The 13,178-nt window shown below is 71.1% G+C and carries 14 protein-coding genes and 1 pseudogene; 11 read left to right on the top strand and 4 right to left on the bottom strand.

Annotated elements, in window-relative coordinates; translation table 11 throughout:
- Positions 1 to 74 precede the first annotated feature (74 nt).
- From ABD932_RS20560 to ABD932_RS20540, 5 genes are all read left to right on the top strand, one after another.
- Positions 75 to 470 (top strand): hypothetical protein, encoded by a 396-nt coding sequence (locus tag ABD932_RS20560; RefSeq protein WP_345014831.1) that lies wholly within the window; start codon positions 75 to 77, stop codon positions 468 to 470.
- A 229-nt stretch (positions 471 to 699) separates the two neighbouring features.
- A complete protein-coding gene (locus tag ABD932_RS20555; protein WP_345014829.1) occupies positions 700 to 1,323 on the top strand; it encodes a hypothetical protein in 624 nt (207 codons plus the stop codon).
- Between the two features lie 37 nt (positions 1,324 to 1,360).
- Positions 1,361 to 1,624, top strand: coding sequence for a hypothetical protein (locus ABD932_RS20550; protein ID WP_345014827.1), 264 nt, complete (start codon positions 1,361 to 1,363; stop codon positions 1,622 to 1,624).
- On the top strand, positions 1,621 to 2,034 hold the full coding sequence (locus tag ABD932_RS20545; RefSeq protein WP_345014825.1) for a PIN domain-containing protein: 414 nt from the start codon (positions 1,621 to 1,623) through the stop codon (positions 2,032 to 2,034). Before ABD932_RS20550 ends, ABD932_RS20545 begins: the two co-directional genes overlap by 4 nt.
- 159 nt (positions 2,035 to 2,193) lie before the next feature.
- Complete coding sequence (locus ABD932_RS20540; RefSeq protein WP_345014823.1) at positions 2,194 to 2,484, top strand: DUF3303 family protein; 291 nt, start codon at positions 2,194 to 2,196, stop codon at positions 2,482 to 2,484.
- Between the two features lie 21 nt (positions 2,485 to 2,505).
- Here ABD932_RS20540 and ABD932_RS20535 read toward each other — a convergent pair whose 3' ends face one another.
- Positions 2,506 to 3,156: a phospholipase D-like domain-containing protein gene (locus tag ABD932_RS20535; RefSeq protein WP_250086919.1), complete on the bottom strand. Its 651-nt coding sequence runs from the start codon at positions 3,154 to 3,156 to the stop codon at positions 2,506 to 2,508.
- Positions 3,157 to 3,396: 240 nt separating this feature from the next.
- Between ABD932_RS20535 and ABD932_RS20525 the strand changes: the two are divergent.
- A pseudogene (locus ABD932_RS20525) lies at positions 3,397 to 3,621 on the top strand (hypothetical protein); the annotation flags it as partial.
- A gap of 74 nt (positions 3,622 to 3,695) precedes the next feature.
- On the opposite strand, the gene ABD932_RS20520 reads toward ABD932_RS20525, so the two are convergent.
- Together ABD932_RS20520 and ABD932_RS20515 are read right to left on the bottom strand one after the other, a co-directional pair.
- Positions 3,696 to 4,397, bottom strand: coding sequence for a GntR family transcriptional regulator (locus ABD932_RS20520; RefSeq protein WP_345014819.1), 702 nt, complete (start codon positions 4,395 to 4,397; stop codon positions 3,696 to 3,698).
- A gap of 262 nt (positions 4,398 to 4,659) precedes the next feature.
- A complete protein-coding gene (locus ABD932_RS20515; RefSeq protein WP_345014817.1) occupies positions 4,660 to 6,015 on the bottom strand; it encodes an aspartate aminotransferase family protein in 1,356 nt (451 codons plus the stop codon).
- Positions 6,016 to 6,209: 194 nt separating this feature from the next.
- Between ABD932_RS20515 and ABD932_RS20510 the strand changes: the two genes are divergently transcribed.
- The 5 genes from ABD932_RS20510 to ABD932_RS20490 all read left to right on the top strand — a co-directional run bounded on the left by ABD932_RS20510 (position 6,210) and on the right by ABD932_RS20490 (position 12,525).
- On the top strand, positions 6,210 to 6,851 hold the full coding sequence (locus ABD932_RS20510) for a DJ-1/PfpI family protein (protein WP_345014815.1): 642 nt from the start codon (positions 6,210 to 6,212) through the stop codon (positions 6,849 to 6,851).
- On the top strand, positions 6,848 to 7,306 hold the full coding sequence (locus tag ABD932_RS20505) for a MarR family winged helix-turn-helix transcriptional regulator (RefSeq protein ID WP_345014812.1): 459 nt from the start codon (positions 6,848 to 6,850) through the stop codon (positions 7,304 to 7,306). The genes ABD932_RS20510 and ABD932_RS20505 overlap by 4 nt, the downstream gene beginning before the upstream one ends.
- A 92-nt stretch (positions 7,307 to 7,398) precedes the next feature.
- Positions 7,399 to 9,384 carry a serine/threonine-protein kinase gene (locus ABD932_RS20500; RefSeq protein ID WP_345015392.1) on the top strand — a complete coding sequence of 662 codons (1,986 nt, stop codon included), beginning with the start codon at positions 7,399 to 7,401 and terminating at the stop codon, positions 9,382 to 9,384.
- Between the two features lie 56 nt (positions 9,385 to 9,440).
- Complete coding sequence (locus tag ABD932_RS20495) at positions 9,441 to 10,979, top strand: PstS family phosphate ABC transporter substrate-binding protein (RefSeq protein WP_345014810.1); 1,539 nt, start codon at positions 9,441 to 9,443, stop codon at positions 10,977 to 10,979.
- Positions 10,980 to 11,094: 115 nt separating this feature from the next.
- Positions 11,095 to 12,525, top strand: a complete 1,431-nt coding sequence (locus tag ABD932_RS20490; protein WP_345014808.1) for a M20/M25/M40 family metallo-hydrolase — start codon at positions 11,095 to 11,097, stop codon at positions 12,523 to 12,525.
- Between the two features lie 146 nt (positions 12,526 to 12,671).
- Here the strand turns inward: ABD932_RS20490 and ABD932_RS20485 are convergent.
- On the bottom strand, positions 12,672 to 13,178 hold a 507-nt coding region (locus ABD932_RS20485), incomplete at its 5' end, for an SLATT domain-containing protein (RefSeq protein ID WP_345014805.1).

The following is a 13,178-nucleotide window of genomic DNA, read 5'->3' as shown; positions in this document are numbered from 1 at the left end:
CCCGTGCCCAACCGTGGTCGACCGGCGACTCAGAGTCATGGATCACGCTAGCTCCGCACCCGCAAACTGACCCCGTGAACACGCAAAGTGACCTGACCTGGCTCCCGGCAACCGGCGTTCAACTCCGCAAGGCAGGCGTTCAGTTCGACGCGATCAGAGTCGACGGCGAGCAGGGCCGGAGCGTCGCCGACTGGCTCGCACGCATGACCGGGGGTGATCCGGGACCGATCGTCGAGACGGCGACGGGCCGACGCGGGGTCTACTTCCTTGTGCCGGTGGGCAGTACGTCCCACCGCGCCTGGCCCGACGGCATCACCCGCTTCATCGCGGGCCCGGGCCATGTCTCGTACATCCCGGTGCCCGCCCTCAACGGTCTGACCTGGCCCTTGAGTTGGCGCTACCGTCCGTCGACCCCCGACCGCCTCGTCCACACGCGTCTGCTGTGCACCGCCCTTCACTCGCAGGAGTGAAGAACGCGAACTTCCGCCTGGGAAAAGGTGGTTTCGACTTGCAATCGTCGCTCTGCGTGGCTTTAGAGTCACGCCAACAAACGAAATGCCCCCGCGGTGCGCCAACACCCGGGGGCTCGACACCCAGGAGCTAGACCTCCGGATGCGTTCTCATCGTACGACGCCTGCGCGCGTCTTTTCAGGCCTCTCCGCTGCCCTTCTCCGCGACCGGGGCATCTCCTGGCGCGCGGTGAGCGTACTGACGTACCTGTTGGCCCTCCCGAACCGCACCCGCGTCACCCTCCGCGCGCTTGCCGCGCCCGGCGCCGAGGGGCGGTCGCGGGTCGTCGCCGCCCTGCGTGAGCTGGAGGAACGGCGGTATCTGCGGCGGGTGGTGCGTGAGGGGCGCGAGGGTGGGGCCGCGGGGCAACTCTCCGTCGTTTACGAGGTGTTCGACGCCCCGTACGAAGTCGCGCCACGAACGGGTGAATCCGAAAAAGTTCCGGGTCGGCCGGCGTCTGGGGGCGGGCGTACCGCTGACGCCGCGCATCTGCTGCTCTCGCTCGGGGGGTTCGATCGGCGCCTCGCGCTCGACGCCGCCGAGGCGCTGCGGCTCGCGCCGCTGGTGGAGGAGTGGTGGCGGAGGGGTGCGAGCAGTGCCGAGGTGCGGGCGGCGGTGACGGGTGGGTGGCCTCGGTGGCTGCGGTCGGCGTACGGCCATATCGAGGCTCGGTTGCGGAGTGGGCGGTGTCGTCCGGTAGCGCCAACGGCCTTGCCTGTCACGGACGTTGAGATTGATTTCCGTAAGTCGGGCGGCCTCGCCCGGCGGTTCCTTCGAGAGAAATGGAGCGTTTTCGATGACCGTCGTACTTGAACGGCCTGAGGTGGTATACCGCCGGTATACTGCGCTCATGGCTGACACCACCGTCAAGGTCGATCCCGCTGTCCGTGACCGTCTCATGGTCCTCGCCCGAGAGCGCGGGATGACCATGCGTGACCTGATCGCCGAGCTGGCGGGGGCCACGCCGACCCAGGAGGAGCTGCGGAAGCGGTACGAGGCGACCAAGGCGTACTGCGAGACGCACTTCGGTGTGACGCTCACGGACGAGGACCACGACAGGGTGGAGAAGGTCTGGCAGGACCTTGAGGCCGGTCGGCCCGTGGACAGCCTGTGAGCGCGACGAGGGCCGGGTCGACCGGCGTCGTCTTCGACGAGTCGGCCTTGCTCGCGCTCGGCTCGGGGAACTCGTTGGCCTCTCAGTTCGTCGCGAACACCGAGCACGGGCCCGTCCGGCACGTGTACGTTCCGGCGTTGTGCCTGGCCGCTGCCGACGGTATGCGCAAGGGGCTCGCCGAGCATGTCGGAGCGCTGCCCGCCGTGGAGATCGTCGAGTTGGACTTCTCCGGGGCGTCCACCGTGGGTGCGCTGTTGCGTGACGGGGTGGAGTGGCGGCTCGGCCACGCGATCCATCTGTCCCGGCCTACGCCGGACTGGCCGGACGGGCGCCATGTGCTGACCGTCGAACCCGACCAGTACGCGGACATGCCCCTCGTACGGACCATCAGGTTGCCGCACCAGCGATAACGCGAGGCGGAGGGCGCCCGCCGGGTGCCCTCCCCGTTCCGGTCCGCCCAGGTGGAGCAGTGAGCGGGCGAAGTGCGCATGGCACTCATAGCGTGAAGCCGTACGGCTCAGGCTCCGTACGTGTCCACTTCCACGCGGCTTCAGAAGAAGGTAAGTGTCATGCGCGTACTGCTCCAGGCCCATCTCGACACGGAGAAGACGAACGAGGTCATCCGTAGCGGCAAGATGCCCCAGGTCATGCAGGAGATCATGGAGGCGTTCAAGCCGGAGGCCTCCTACTTCAGCCCGGACAACGGGGTCCGCACGATGTTCATGGTCTTCGACATGCAGGACTCCTCACAGTTGCCACCGCTCACCGAGCCGCTCTTCGAGAAGTTCGACGCCAAGGTGGACTACACGCCGGTGATGAATCTCGAGGACCTGCAGAAGGGGCTGTCCCAGCTGAAGTAGGGCCGAACCGAACCGCGAACCTCAGCTGAAGACGATCATCGACCCCTGCGCCAGACTCCGCGTCGCCGCCGCGTGCAGCCCCAGCCACACGTGCCGTTCGCGGGCGAAGGGGCTCGGGTCGTAGGGAGCGGGGACGGCCGGTTCCTCCAGGGCCGTGGGGGCCGCCGGGGCCTGGGGGGCCGCGGGAGGATTGGCCGGATCGATGCCGATCACCGGGGCCACGAACTCCAGCTCGCGCAGGAGCGACTGCGAGGAGCCCAAGGGGCCGCCGCCGGCCAGGAGTTCCTCGCTGGAGAGCGGGGCCGGGAAGTCGACGGGGACGTAGGCGCCCGCGTGGTCGTAGTGCCAGACCAGGTGCGACTGCTGGGCCGTCGACTCGAACATCTCCAGCAGCTGCTCGTAGTCACCGCCCAGGTCGTCGACCGGGGTGACCGCGAGCCCGCAGACCTGGAGCAGGTAGGCGCGGCGCAGGAAGTGCAGCGCGTCGTAGTCGAAGCCCGCGACCGGGGCGACGTCGCCGGACAGGCCCGGCATGTACTGGTACACCGGCACCGGCGGCAGCCCGGCCTCGGCCAGCACCTTGTTGTATTGCGCGAGTTCCTCGGCGAAAGGGTTGTCGGGGGTGTGGCACAACACGTCGACGAGCGGCACCAGCCACAGGTCACAGGCCAAAAGAGGGCTCCTCACGTAGCACAGTGGTCAGGGAAGGGTAATCGGTGCGGGTCGGGGACGGACCCCCTGTGCGAGCTCATCGTCCTGATCCGAGCCCTGAGCGAGTCCCTGAGTGAGTACCTGCTGGTGCAGGTCCCATACCCACACTCCGTCGACCCATCTCCCCGGCGCGCCCACCAGCTTCTCCACGGTCTCACGCAGCGCACCGTCGTGCGGCTGCGGTGCCAGCACCAGCCCGCCCGCCCGCCAGGTCAGGCCCTCCGCCTCGGCGTGGCCGCCACCCGCGGCCGCCGCGTGCCGGTCACCGACGCCGATCTCGCGACGCCGATCGAGGAACTGGAACGGCTCGACAAGGCCCTCTCCGAGGGCAACTGCGCGGCGACCGGCTCCCGTTCGGTCCCCGGCGCCACGATCGGCGACCGCCAGCACCGGCTGCGCGAACTGCTGGGCCGCGCCGGTGACGTCGGTGACGTCGGCTAAGTCGGTGAGGTCGGGGCTCTTGGCGGGGTCGGGGGTCTCCGGCCGCTCCCGCTCGTGGCTCATCCCGACGCCAGCCGCTCGATCAGGGCGAGGGAGTCCGCGTCCTGCGCGGCGATGATCGAGCGGGCCCCGGGCAGGTCGCGGCGCATCAGGGCGTCGACCAGGTCGGTGTGCCGGGACCACAGGTGGCCGCGCAGGTCGTCGAGGCGGCGCAGGTGCTGGACCGCGCAGACCCAGGACTGCACGCGCAGCCGGTGCAGGAAGTCGGCGAGGTAGGGGTTGCCGAAGAGGGCGCCGAGTTCGCGCCAGAAGCGCAGGTCGTAGCCGATCAGCACGGTGAGGTCGCCCGCGGTGGCGGCGCGCTGGGCCTCCTCGGCGCGGCGGCGTACACCGACCACGGAGGCGAGGACGCGGGGGTCGTCCGGGTCGCGGTGGCCGGGGCGGTCGCCGGCGAGGACCTGGAAGATGCCGTCGATGACCAGGCCGCGGGCCTCGATGATGCCGCGGTAGTCCTCGACGGAGTACTCGTGGACGCGGAAGCCGCGGTGCTGGTCGGCTTCCAGCAGGCCCTGCGCGGAGAGATCGACGAGGGCCTCGCGCACGGGGGTCGCGGAGACGCCGTACTGCTCGGCGATCTCCTTGACGGTGAACTCCCGGCCTGCCTGGAGCCGTCCGGCCAGCACCTCGTCCCGCAGAGCGTCCGCGAGCTGCTGCCGCAGGGTGCTACGGGTCACGGAGCCGTTGCCGCCGGTGCCGGGCATGGTCAGGGCGTCTCCCGTCGTCGCGATGAGGTGGCGTGCGCGTATATGTCTACGAGCACGCCACCTTACGCGTTCGGTTTGCGGGGACGTTTCCTGCGGGGCTCGCCTTTTTCGCCCCCGCCGCCCCTACCCGTCCCGTCCCTGGGGGCTGCCGCCCCCAGACCCCCGCTTCGGCCCTTAAAGGGCCTCGTCCTCAAACGCCGGACGGGCTGACATGCCTGGGCCGACGCAGAGAGGGGGAGCCCCTTCACGGTGCCGGTGGCTACTCCGTGAACTCGTCCGCCACAGCCAGCGCGGCGTCCAGCGCTGCCAGGCCCTCCTTCAGTTCGGCCTCGCTCGCGTTGCACGGCGGTACGACGTGGGTGCGGTTCATGTTGATGAACGGCCAGATGCCGGCCGCCTTCGCGGCGGAGCCGAACGCAGCCATGGGGGCGTTCGCCTCGCCGGCCGCGTTGTAGGGGACCAGCGGCTCCCGGGTCTCCCGGTTCCGTACCAGTTCGAGCGCCCAGAACATGCCGACGCCGCGCACGTCGCCCACGCTGGGGTGACGTGCGGCCAGCTCGCGCAGCCCCGGTTCGATCACCTCCGTGCCCAGCCGGGCGGCGTTCTCGACGACGCCCTCCTCGGCCATGACCTCGATCGTCGCCACGGCGGCCGCACAGGCCAGCGGGTGCCCGGAGTAGGTCAGGCCGCCCGGGTACGGGCGCTTGCCGAAGGTCTCCGCGATGGCTCCCGAGATGGCGACACCGCCCAGCGGCACGTACCCGGAGTTCACGCCCTTCGCGAAGGTCATCAGGTCGGGGGTCACGTCGAACAGGTCCGCCGCGAACCACTCACCGGTCCGCCCGAAGCCCGCCATGACCTCGTCCAGGACGAAGACGATCCCGTACTTGTCGCAGATCTCCCGGACCCCGGCGAGGTAACCGGGCGGCGGCACCATGATCCCGGCCGTCCCGGGCACCGTCTCCAGGATGATCGCGGCGACGGTCGACGGCCCCTCGAAGGCGATCGTCGTCTCCAGGTACTCCAGCGCCCGGGCGCACTCCTGCTCCTCGGTCTCGGAGTAGAAGCGGGAGCGGTAGAGGAAGGGCGCCCAGAAGTGCACGACACCGGCAGTGGCGCTGTCGGACGCCCAGCGGCGCGGGTCACCCGTGATGTTCACGGCCTGCTGGGTGCCGCCGTGGTAGGAGCGGTACGCCGACAGCACCTTCGCGCGGCCCGTGTGCAGCCGCGCCATGCGCACCGCGTGCTCCACGGCGTCCGCGCCGCCGTTGGTGAAGAAGATCTTGTCCAGGTCGCCCGGCGTCCGCTCGGCGATCAGCCGGGCCGCCTCCGACCGCGCCTCGATCGCGAACGCGGGAGCGAAGGTCGTCAGGCGCGCCGCCTGCTCCTGTATCGCCGCGACGACCTTCGGGTGCTGGTAGCCGATGTTCGTGAAGACGAGCCCGCTGGTGAGGTCCAGGTAGCGCCTGCCGTCGTAGTCCCAGAAGTACGACCCCTCCGCGCCGGCGACGGCGAGCGGGTCGATGAGCTCCTGCGCGGACCAGGAGTGGAACACATGCGCACGGTCCGCGGCCTTCACGGCGGCGCCGACCTCGGGATTTGGCTGAGGGGTCATGCGGGCGAGCGTAGGAGCGGGGGGCGGGGGCGAGATATCGGCGTCATGTCTGTGGTCGGGGGGTTTCCGCGACAGGTTGTCGACAGGGGAGGCGGGCGGATGAGGGTAGGTCCCGCGGGAACTCCTCGACATCATTGACAGCAAGCTGTCTAAGTGACAGCATGTTGTCATCTTCGAGGCGTCCAGGAGGAGCCATGAGCAGCAGCACCGGCACCACCCGCAAGCCCGTGTACCTCGCCGTCTACGACACCTACGCCGACTGGGAGACCGGTCATGCCACGGCCTACCTCGCGCGCGCCGGGTACGAGATCCGCACCGTCGGCCCGGTCGGGGGCGACGAGCGGTCCGTGCGGAGCATCGGCGGACTGAGCGTCCGGCCCGACCTCGCCCTGGACGACGTACGGCCCGAGGACGGCAGCCTGCTGATCCTCCCGGGCGCCGACCTCTGGGACACGTCCGACGACCTCGCGCCCTTCGCCCGCAAGGCGCGGGAGTTCCTCGACGCCGGCGTGCCCGTCGCCGCGATCTGCGGGGCCACCGCCGGGCTGGCCCGCGAGGGACTGCTCGACGACCGCGCCCACACCAGCGCCGTCTCCTTCTACCTCGCGGCCACCGGCTACGGCGGCGGCGAGCGGTACGTCGACACCGACGCCGTCACCGACATCGGCGACGGCACGCTGGTCACCGCCGGGCCGACCGAGCCCGTCGCCTTCGCCCGGGAGATCTTCCGGGTGCTCGGGGTGTACGAGGGCGAGGTGCTGGACGCCTGGTACCGGCTGTTCCACGACTCCGACGCGGAGGCGTACGCGGTGCTCGAGAAGGCGGGAGCCGAGTGAGCCGCGAACGCCAGGACCTGCTCAGCCGCAGCGCGCTCGGTGTCTTCAGGCTCAACGGCCAGTTCCTCGCGGTCGCCGAGGAACTGGCCCGGCCGGCCGGGCTGACGGCGGCCTGGTGGCAGGTCCTGGGCGCGGTGCTCGGCGAACCCCTCCCCGTGTCCGGTGTCGCCCGTGCCATGGGCATCACCCGGCAGAGCGTGCAGCGCATCGCCGACCTGCTGGTGGCCAAGGGGCTGGCCGAGTACCGGCCCAACCCCGCCCACCGCCGTGCGAAGCTCCTCGCGCCGACCGAGGAGGGGCGGGCGGCGGTCTCCCGGATCGGCCCCGGTCACGCGGTCGTCGCGGACAAGCTGGCGGACGCCTTCGGGGAGGCGGAACTCGCCGATGCCGTACGGGTTCTGGAACGGTTGTCCAAGGTGCTCGACGACCTCGGCGTTCCTGTTACGGAACCGTAGACGCCGACCCGCTCACCTCCCCATATGCCGCACTATCGTGGGGCCGTCGCGTAGGCGGGGGTTTGCGTAGGCGGGGTGGGGGCGTGGGTGCGATGGAGAAGCCGGGGGCGGGGGATCCGACGGGGATCCCTCCGGGTGTTGGGCACCGGGGGCAGATCGGGGCGTACCGGTTGCTGGCGCGGCTGGGCGCGGGCGGCATGGGGGAGGTCTATCTCGCCCGGTCGGATCGCGGCCGTACCGTCGCCGTGAAACTCGTCCGGCGTGAGCTGGCCGCCCAGGAGGAGTTCCGGGCCCGCTTCCGGCAGGAGGTGCGGGCCGCGCAGCGGGTCGGCGGATTCTGGACCGCGCCGGTGCTCGACGCGGACACCGAGGCCGAGGTGCCCTGGGTCGCCACCGGGTATGTCGCCGGGCCCAGCCTCCAGCAGGTCGTGGGACGCGACCACGGGGCGCTGCCCGAGCGTTCGGTACGGATCCTGGCGGCGGGCCTGGCGCACGCGCTCCAGGACATCCATGCGGCCGGGATCGTGCACCGGGACCTGAAACCCTCCAACGTCCTGGTCACCATCGACGGACCCCGCGTCATCGACTTCGGGATCGCCCGGGCGCTGGAGACGGTCGACGAGAGCGGGCTCACGCGCACCGGCGCGCTCGTCGGGTCACCCGGGTTCATGGCGCCCGAGCAGGTGCGCGGCGACCGGATCACGCCCGCCTGCGACGTGTTCTGCCTGGGCTCGGTCCTCGCGTACGCCTGCACCGGCAACCTCCCCTTCGGCTCCGTCGACAGCGGCGCCCACGCCGTGATGTTCCGGATCGCCCAGGAGGAACCCGATCTGGAGGGCGTGCCCGAGGGCATCGCCGAGCTGGTCCGGGACTGTCTGCGCAAGGACCCCGGGGCCAGGCCGACGCTGGAGCGGATCCTGGCGCGTACAGGGGCCGAGGACACCGTCTCGGACGGGCGGTCCCGTGATCCCTGGCTGCCGAGTGCGCTGGTGGCGCAGTTGGGGCGGCATGCGGTGCGGTTGCTGGACGCGGAGGATCCGGTGGGGCCGGGGCCGGGGCCGGGACCAGGGCAGAGGGAGGGGCAGGGGCAGGGTGGTTCGGGTTCGCCGGAGGCGGGCTCCATGGAGCCGACCCCCGCCGCCTCCCCCGAGCACGCTCCCGCCGCCGGCGGGACACCGCCGGACCAACTCCCCACCATCGCCGCCCCACAGAACGGCCGGACCTCCCCGCAACAGCACCCGCAGCAGCCGGCGTACGGCTACCCGCCGTCCGGCCCGACCCCACCGGCCGGCCCGCCCGCGCCGTACGGCCAAAGTCCGTCGTACGGCCCGAACTCGCCGTACGGGCCGAACTCGCCGTACGGGCACGCTCCGTCGTTCGGCCCGAACCCGTCGTTCGGCCCGCCTCCGTCGTACGGCGGCCCCACCCCGCCGTACGACCCACACCCGCCGTACGACCCGACCCCGCCTTACCTCCCCACCACCCCACCCGAACCACCCCACCGAAGCGGCCGCTCCACCCTGGCCCTCGTCCTCGTCGCGCTGGTCGTGGCACTCGCGGCCGGTGGCTCGGTGTACGCCCTCATGAACGGCGGCGGTGACGACAGGGCGGGCGGTGATCCGACCACCACCCCGACCGTCACGACGACCACCACCGGCGATCCCACCGGCCCCACGCCGTCCCCCACTCCCACTCCCACTCCCACCCCCTCGAAGTCGGCGGAGGGCGTGATCCCGGCCGACTACCTGGGCACCTGGACGGCGTCGATCGACAACGCGGCCGGTGAGAACACCCGTCGGCTCACCATCAGGCAGGGCGAGGTGGGCGATCCCGTCCTCTCGCTCGTCGCCGACGGCCCGGCCGGCACCGGTACCTACCACTGCGAGTTCGAGGCGCCACTGGCCGAAGCGCCGGGCGACGAAGGCCCGGTGGCGATCGGCCCCTCGACCGTGACGACCGGCGAGCCGGCCACCGCGTGCTCGCCGGGGGAGGCCACCGAGATCACGCTGCTGCCGGACGGCAGGCTGGAGCGCGTGAACCCGAGCAGCGGGGAGAAGCTGACGTACACCAGGAGGTAACGCCAAATACCCTTGCCCGTAAGGCGGTTGAGCTCAGGCGAACCTACTGTGACGCGGTGGAGTGGCTGAGCGCGGAGAACATCGTGGCCGTCGGCACCGCGGTGCTCGGCGTCGCCGCGTCCGGCGTCATGGTCTGGTACGAGCGGAGGGTGCCGCGCAAGAAGCGCATCGGCTACCGCGTCCAGATGGACAACCCCATAGGCGACGACGTGCGTTCGGGCCGGGCCAACGTCCGGCTCGGCCTGTTCGACGCGGACATGGACGACGCGACCCTCGTCCTGCTGCGCGTCGAGAACGACGGCTCGCAGAGCATCGACCGCGACGACTACACCGGCCCCGAACCCCACGGCCTCACCGCGGTGTTCACCGACCGCACCATCCGGGGTGTCTCGGTCACGCAGCCGACCGACATCGACCACCTGATGGACCACTTCACCGCGCAACGGGGCTTCGGCTACGAGGACAACCGGCTGCGCATCCCGCGCGTCCCGCTCAACCCCGGCGACCACTACAAGCTGCTGGTGATGCTCTCCGGCGGCGACGTCGGCCGTGACATCCGGGTGCGCGGCGGCATCCGGGGCGGCGAGGTGCACCCCAACCGCAGTGCGACGCCGGACGACAAGGCACCGGTGTTCAGCCTCCCGGCGAGGATCTTCACCGGACTGCTCACGCTCTCCGTCCTCGCGCTCGCGGGCATCGTCGTCTTCCGCGACGGCAATCCGATCGAGTGCGAGCAGGGCGAGCTGACGGTGATCGGCTCGACCGCCTTCGAGCCGGTGATCGAGGCGCTGGAGAAGAGTTACGAGCACAAGTGCGCGGGCGCCGAGATCGACGTCGAGACCCGCGGCAGCGAGGCCGGCGTCGCCGAACTCGCCGCTCTGGCCGACCGGTCGAAGGCGGGGGCACGGTCGGTGATCGCGTTCTCCGACGGCCCGCTGGGCGACCGGCTGGGCCTGAAGGGGAAGAAGGTCGCGCTGTCCGTCTTCACGCTCGTCGTCAACGACGGGATCGATCTCGGGCCGGCCGGCCTGACCGTACGGCAGGTGCGGGACATCTACGAGGGCAAGTACCGGCGCTGGGGCGAGGTGATCCCCGGGGCCGGCAAGGAGACCGCCGACCTGCCCATCGTCCTCGTCAGCCGGAGCGACAGCTCGGGGACTCGGCAGGTCTTCCAGGACCGGGTGCTCGGGCAGTGGGAGCAGGCGCAGAGCACGTCACTGGACTGCCGACCGCCTGGTGGCGCGGTCACCGTCGTGACGCGGTGCGAACTCGCCGGCACCAGCGAGGTCCTGGACAAGGTCGCCGGCCAGCCCGGCGCCATCGGCTACAGCGAGCTGGGTGTCGCCGCCCGGCACAAGGGCGTGCGGACGGTGGCGCTCGACGGCGACCGCGCGAACGTGGACGAGATCGAGCGCGGCGACGGCGCCTACCCGTACCGCGACATCGAGTACGCCTACACCTACGGCACACCGCCCGACGACTCCCTGGCGGCCGGGTTCCTCGCCTACCTGGACAAGGAGAGCAGCCGACAGGTGATCCGCACCCGGGGCCATCTGCCGTGCGGGACTCCGGTAGGCGTGCGGTTGTGCAACTGAGGCGCTCTTGCTGTCTGTTGGTGCATCTGTTGTTGTGTCCACAACCAAGACGAACGACCGAATGAATGAACGGACGGACGGACGTCGGTCGGCATCGGCAGCCTCGGGAGGACACATGCGTCCCAGCCCTACCAGGAGAACGGTTCTGACCACGACGGCGGCGACGAGCGCCGCCGCGTTGGGAGCGGCGGGTCCGGCAGCCGCGGCACCGCAACCGCCGACCGAGGACCACTCGTCCACCGATCCCCACCCGCCCGCCACCGCCCAGCGCCCCACCCGCGAACTCCGCGCCCTCCTCCGCGAGATCGACCCGGCCCGTATCGAGGCCACGACCCGCAAACTGGTCTCCTTCGGCACCCGGCACACCCTCTCCGCCCAGGACGACCCCGTGCGCGGCATCGGCGCGGCCCGCGACTGGCTGGCGGCGGAGCTGAGGTCGTACGCGGCGGCCTCCGGCGGCCGGATGACGGTGGAACTCCAGTCGTACGTCCAGGAACCGGCCCCACGTATCCCTGCCCCGACCCGCATCACGAACGTGATCGCGACACTGCGCGGCGCGGTGACGCCCGACCGCGTCTACGTCGTCTCCGGCCACTACGACTCCCGCGTCACCGACGTCATGGACGCCACCTCCGACGCGCCGGGCGCGGACGACGACGCGTCGGGCGTGGCCGTCGTACTGGAGCTGGCTCGTGTGCTGGCCAAGCGCCGCCCGGCGTCGACGATCGTGTTCGCGGCGGTGGCGGGGGAGGAGCAGGGCCTGTACGGATCGGCCTACATGGCCCAGCAGTTGAAGTCGGTCGGCGCGGACGTCCAGGCCATGTTCACGAACGACATAGTCGGCAGCTCGACGGCGGACGACGGCACCCGCGACCCGTACACGGTCCGCCTGTTCGCCGAAGGCGTCCCCTCCTCCGAAACGCCCGAACAGGCGGCGATCCGCCGCTCGGTGGGCGGCGAGAACGACTCACCGACACGCCAACTGGCGCGATTCGTGAAAGACGTGGCAGAGAACGACGCGACGGCCGCGCACATCCGGATCGTCTACCGCAGGGATCGCTACCGCCGGGGCGGCGACCACATCCCCTTCCTCGAACGCGGCTACCCGGCCGCCCGCTTCACCGAACCGGCCGAGGACTTCGCCCACCAGCACCAGGACGTCCGCGTCGACGACACCGGCAAGCAGTACGGCGACCTGCCGGAGTTCTGCGACTTCGCCTACACGACGAGGGTGGCGAAGGTGAACGCGGCAACCCTGTGGACCCTGTCCCAGGCCCCCGACACCCCGACAGGCACCAGAATCCTCACCACCGACCTCACCAACTCCACCCACCTGGTCTGGACGAGAGGCCCGGAACCCGACCTCGCCGGCTACGAGATCGTCTGGCGCGAAACGACGTCCCCCAACTGGACCCACGTCCTCCCGGCGGGCGACGTGACGACCCACGAGATCGACCTGTCGAAGGACAACGTGTTCTTCGGGGTGAGAGCGGTGAACCGGGCGGGCTTGCGGAGCCCGGTGGCTTTCCCGGCCCCACAGTCCTGAACGAGCGACCCAGGGGATGCAGCCCGTCCGGCGTTTGAGGACGAGGCCCTTCGGGCCGAAGCGGGGGTCTGGGGGCGGCAGCCCCCAGGGACGGGACGGGTAGGGGCGGCGGGGGCGAGGAAAACCCCACCCCACCCCACCTCACCTCACCGAGGCTCAGGCGGCCGCTGCCGAGGCATGTTGGGCCGTGCCCCATTCCCCGGGGGCACCGAGAACCGCCCCACCCCCACCCCCGCATCCTGCCGCCCCCCAGCGGCCACCGCCGACTGGATCCCCATGGGCGCGGACCCGGTCCGGAACTCCACCATCCAGTCCGCCGTCTCGGCCCGCACCAACTCGGTCACATCCTCCGAGAACCGCCGCAACACCCCCAGGCACCGCTCCGCCGCCTCCCCGGCCGTCCCCTCCGCCGGCCCCAGAACCTCCCGCACACTCTCCGTCGCCCAGTCGAACTGCAACACCTGCAGCCGCCGCTGCACCGCCTGCGCCGTGGCGACGTCCCTTATCCACCCGGACGTCACGCCGAAGAACCGGTCGACCGCCACACACGCCACCCCCAGCAGCAGCGAGAGATACCCCCACGGCGCCGTCCCGCTCGCCACCCCCGTCAGATCCAGCAGCGGAAGAGCCGCCCCCACGACCGCCCCCACCGC

This window comes from Streptomyces shaanxiensis (assembly GCF_039537145.1).
GTDB classification, from domain to species: Bacteria; Actinomycetota; Actinomycetes; order Streptomycetales; family Streptomycetaceae; genus Streptomyces; species Streptomyces shaanxiensis.
This window is presented reverse-complemented; position numbering and strand designations above follow the sequence as displayed.

What these genes read in the sequence shown, in the direction of transcription:
- ABD932_RS20550 (WP_345014827.1), top strand. Translation starts at nt 1,361, where the DNA reads ATGGCTGACACCACCGTCAAGGTCGATCCCGCTGTCCGTGACCGTCTC.
- ABD932_RS20540 (WP_345014823.1), top strand. Translation starts at nt 2,194, where the DNA reads ATGCGCGTACTGCTCCAGGCCCATCTCGACACGGAGAAGACGAACGAG.
- ABD932_RS20520 (WP_345014819.1), bottom strand. Translation starts at nt 4,397, where the DNA reads ATGCCCGGCACCGGCGGCAACGGCTCCGTGACCCGTAGCACCCTGCGG.
- ABD932_RS20515 (WP_345014817.1), bottom strand. Translation starts at nt 6,015, where the DNA reads ATGACCCCTCAGCCAAATCCCGAGGTCGGCGCCGCCGTGAAGGCCGCG.
- ABD932_RS20510 (WP_345014815.1), top strand. Translation starts at nt 6,210, where the DNA reads ATGAGCAGCAGCACCGGCACCACCCGCAAGCCCGTGTACCTCGCCGTC.
- ABD932_RS20500 (WP_345015392.1), top strand. Translation starts at nt 7,399, where the DNA reads ATGGAGAAGCCGGGGGCGGGGGATCCGACGGGGATCCCTCCGGGTGTT.
- ABD932_RS20490 (WP_345014808.1), top strand. Translation starts at nt 11,095, where the DNA reads ATGCGTCCCAGCCCTACCAGGAGAACGGTTCTGACCACGACGGCGGCG.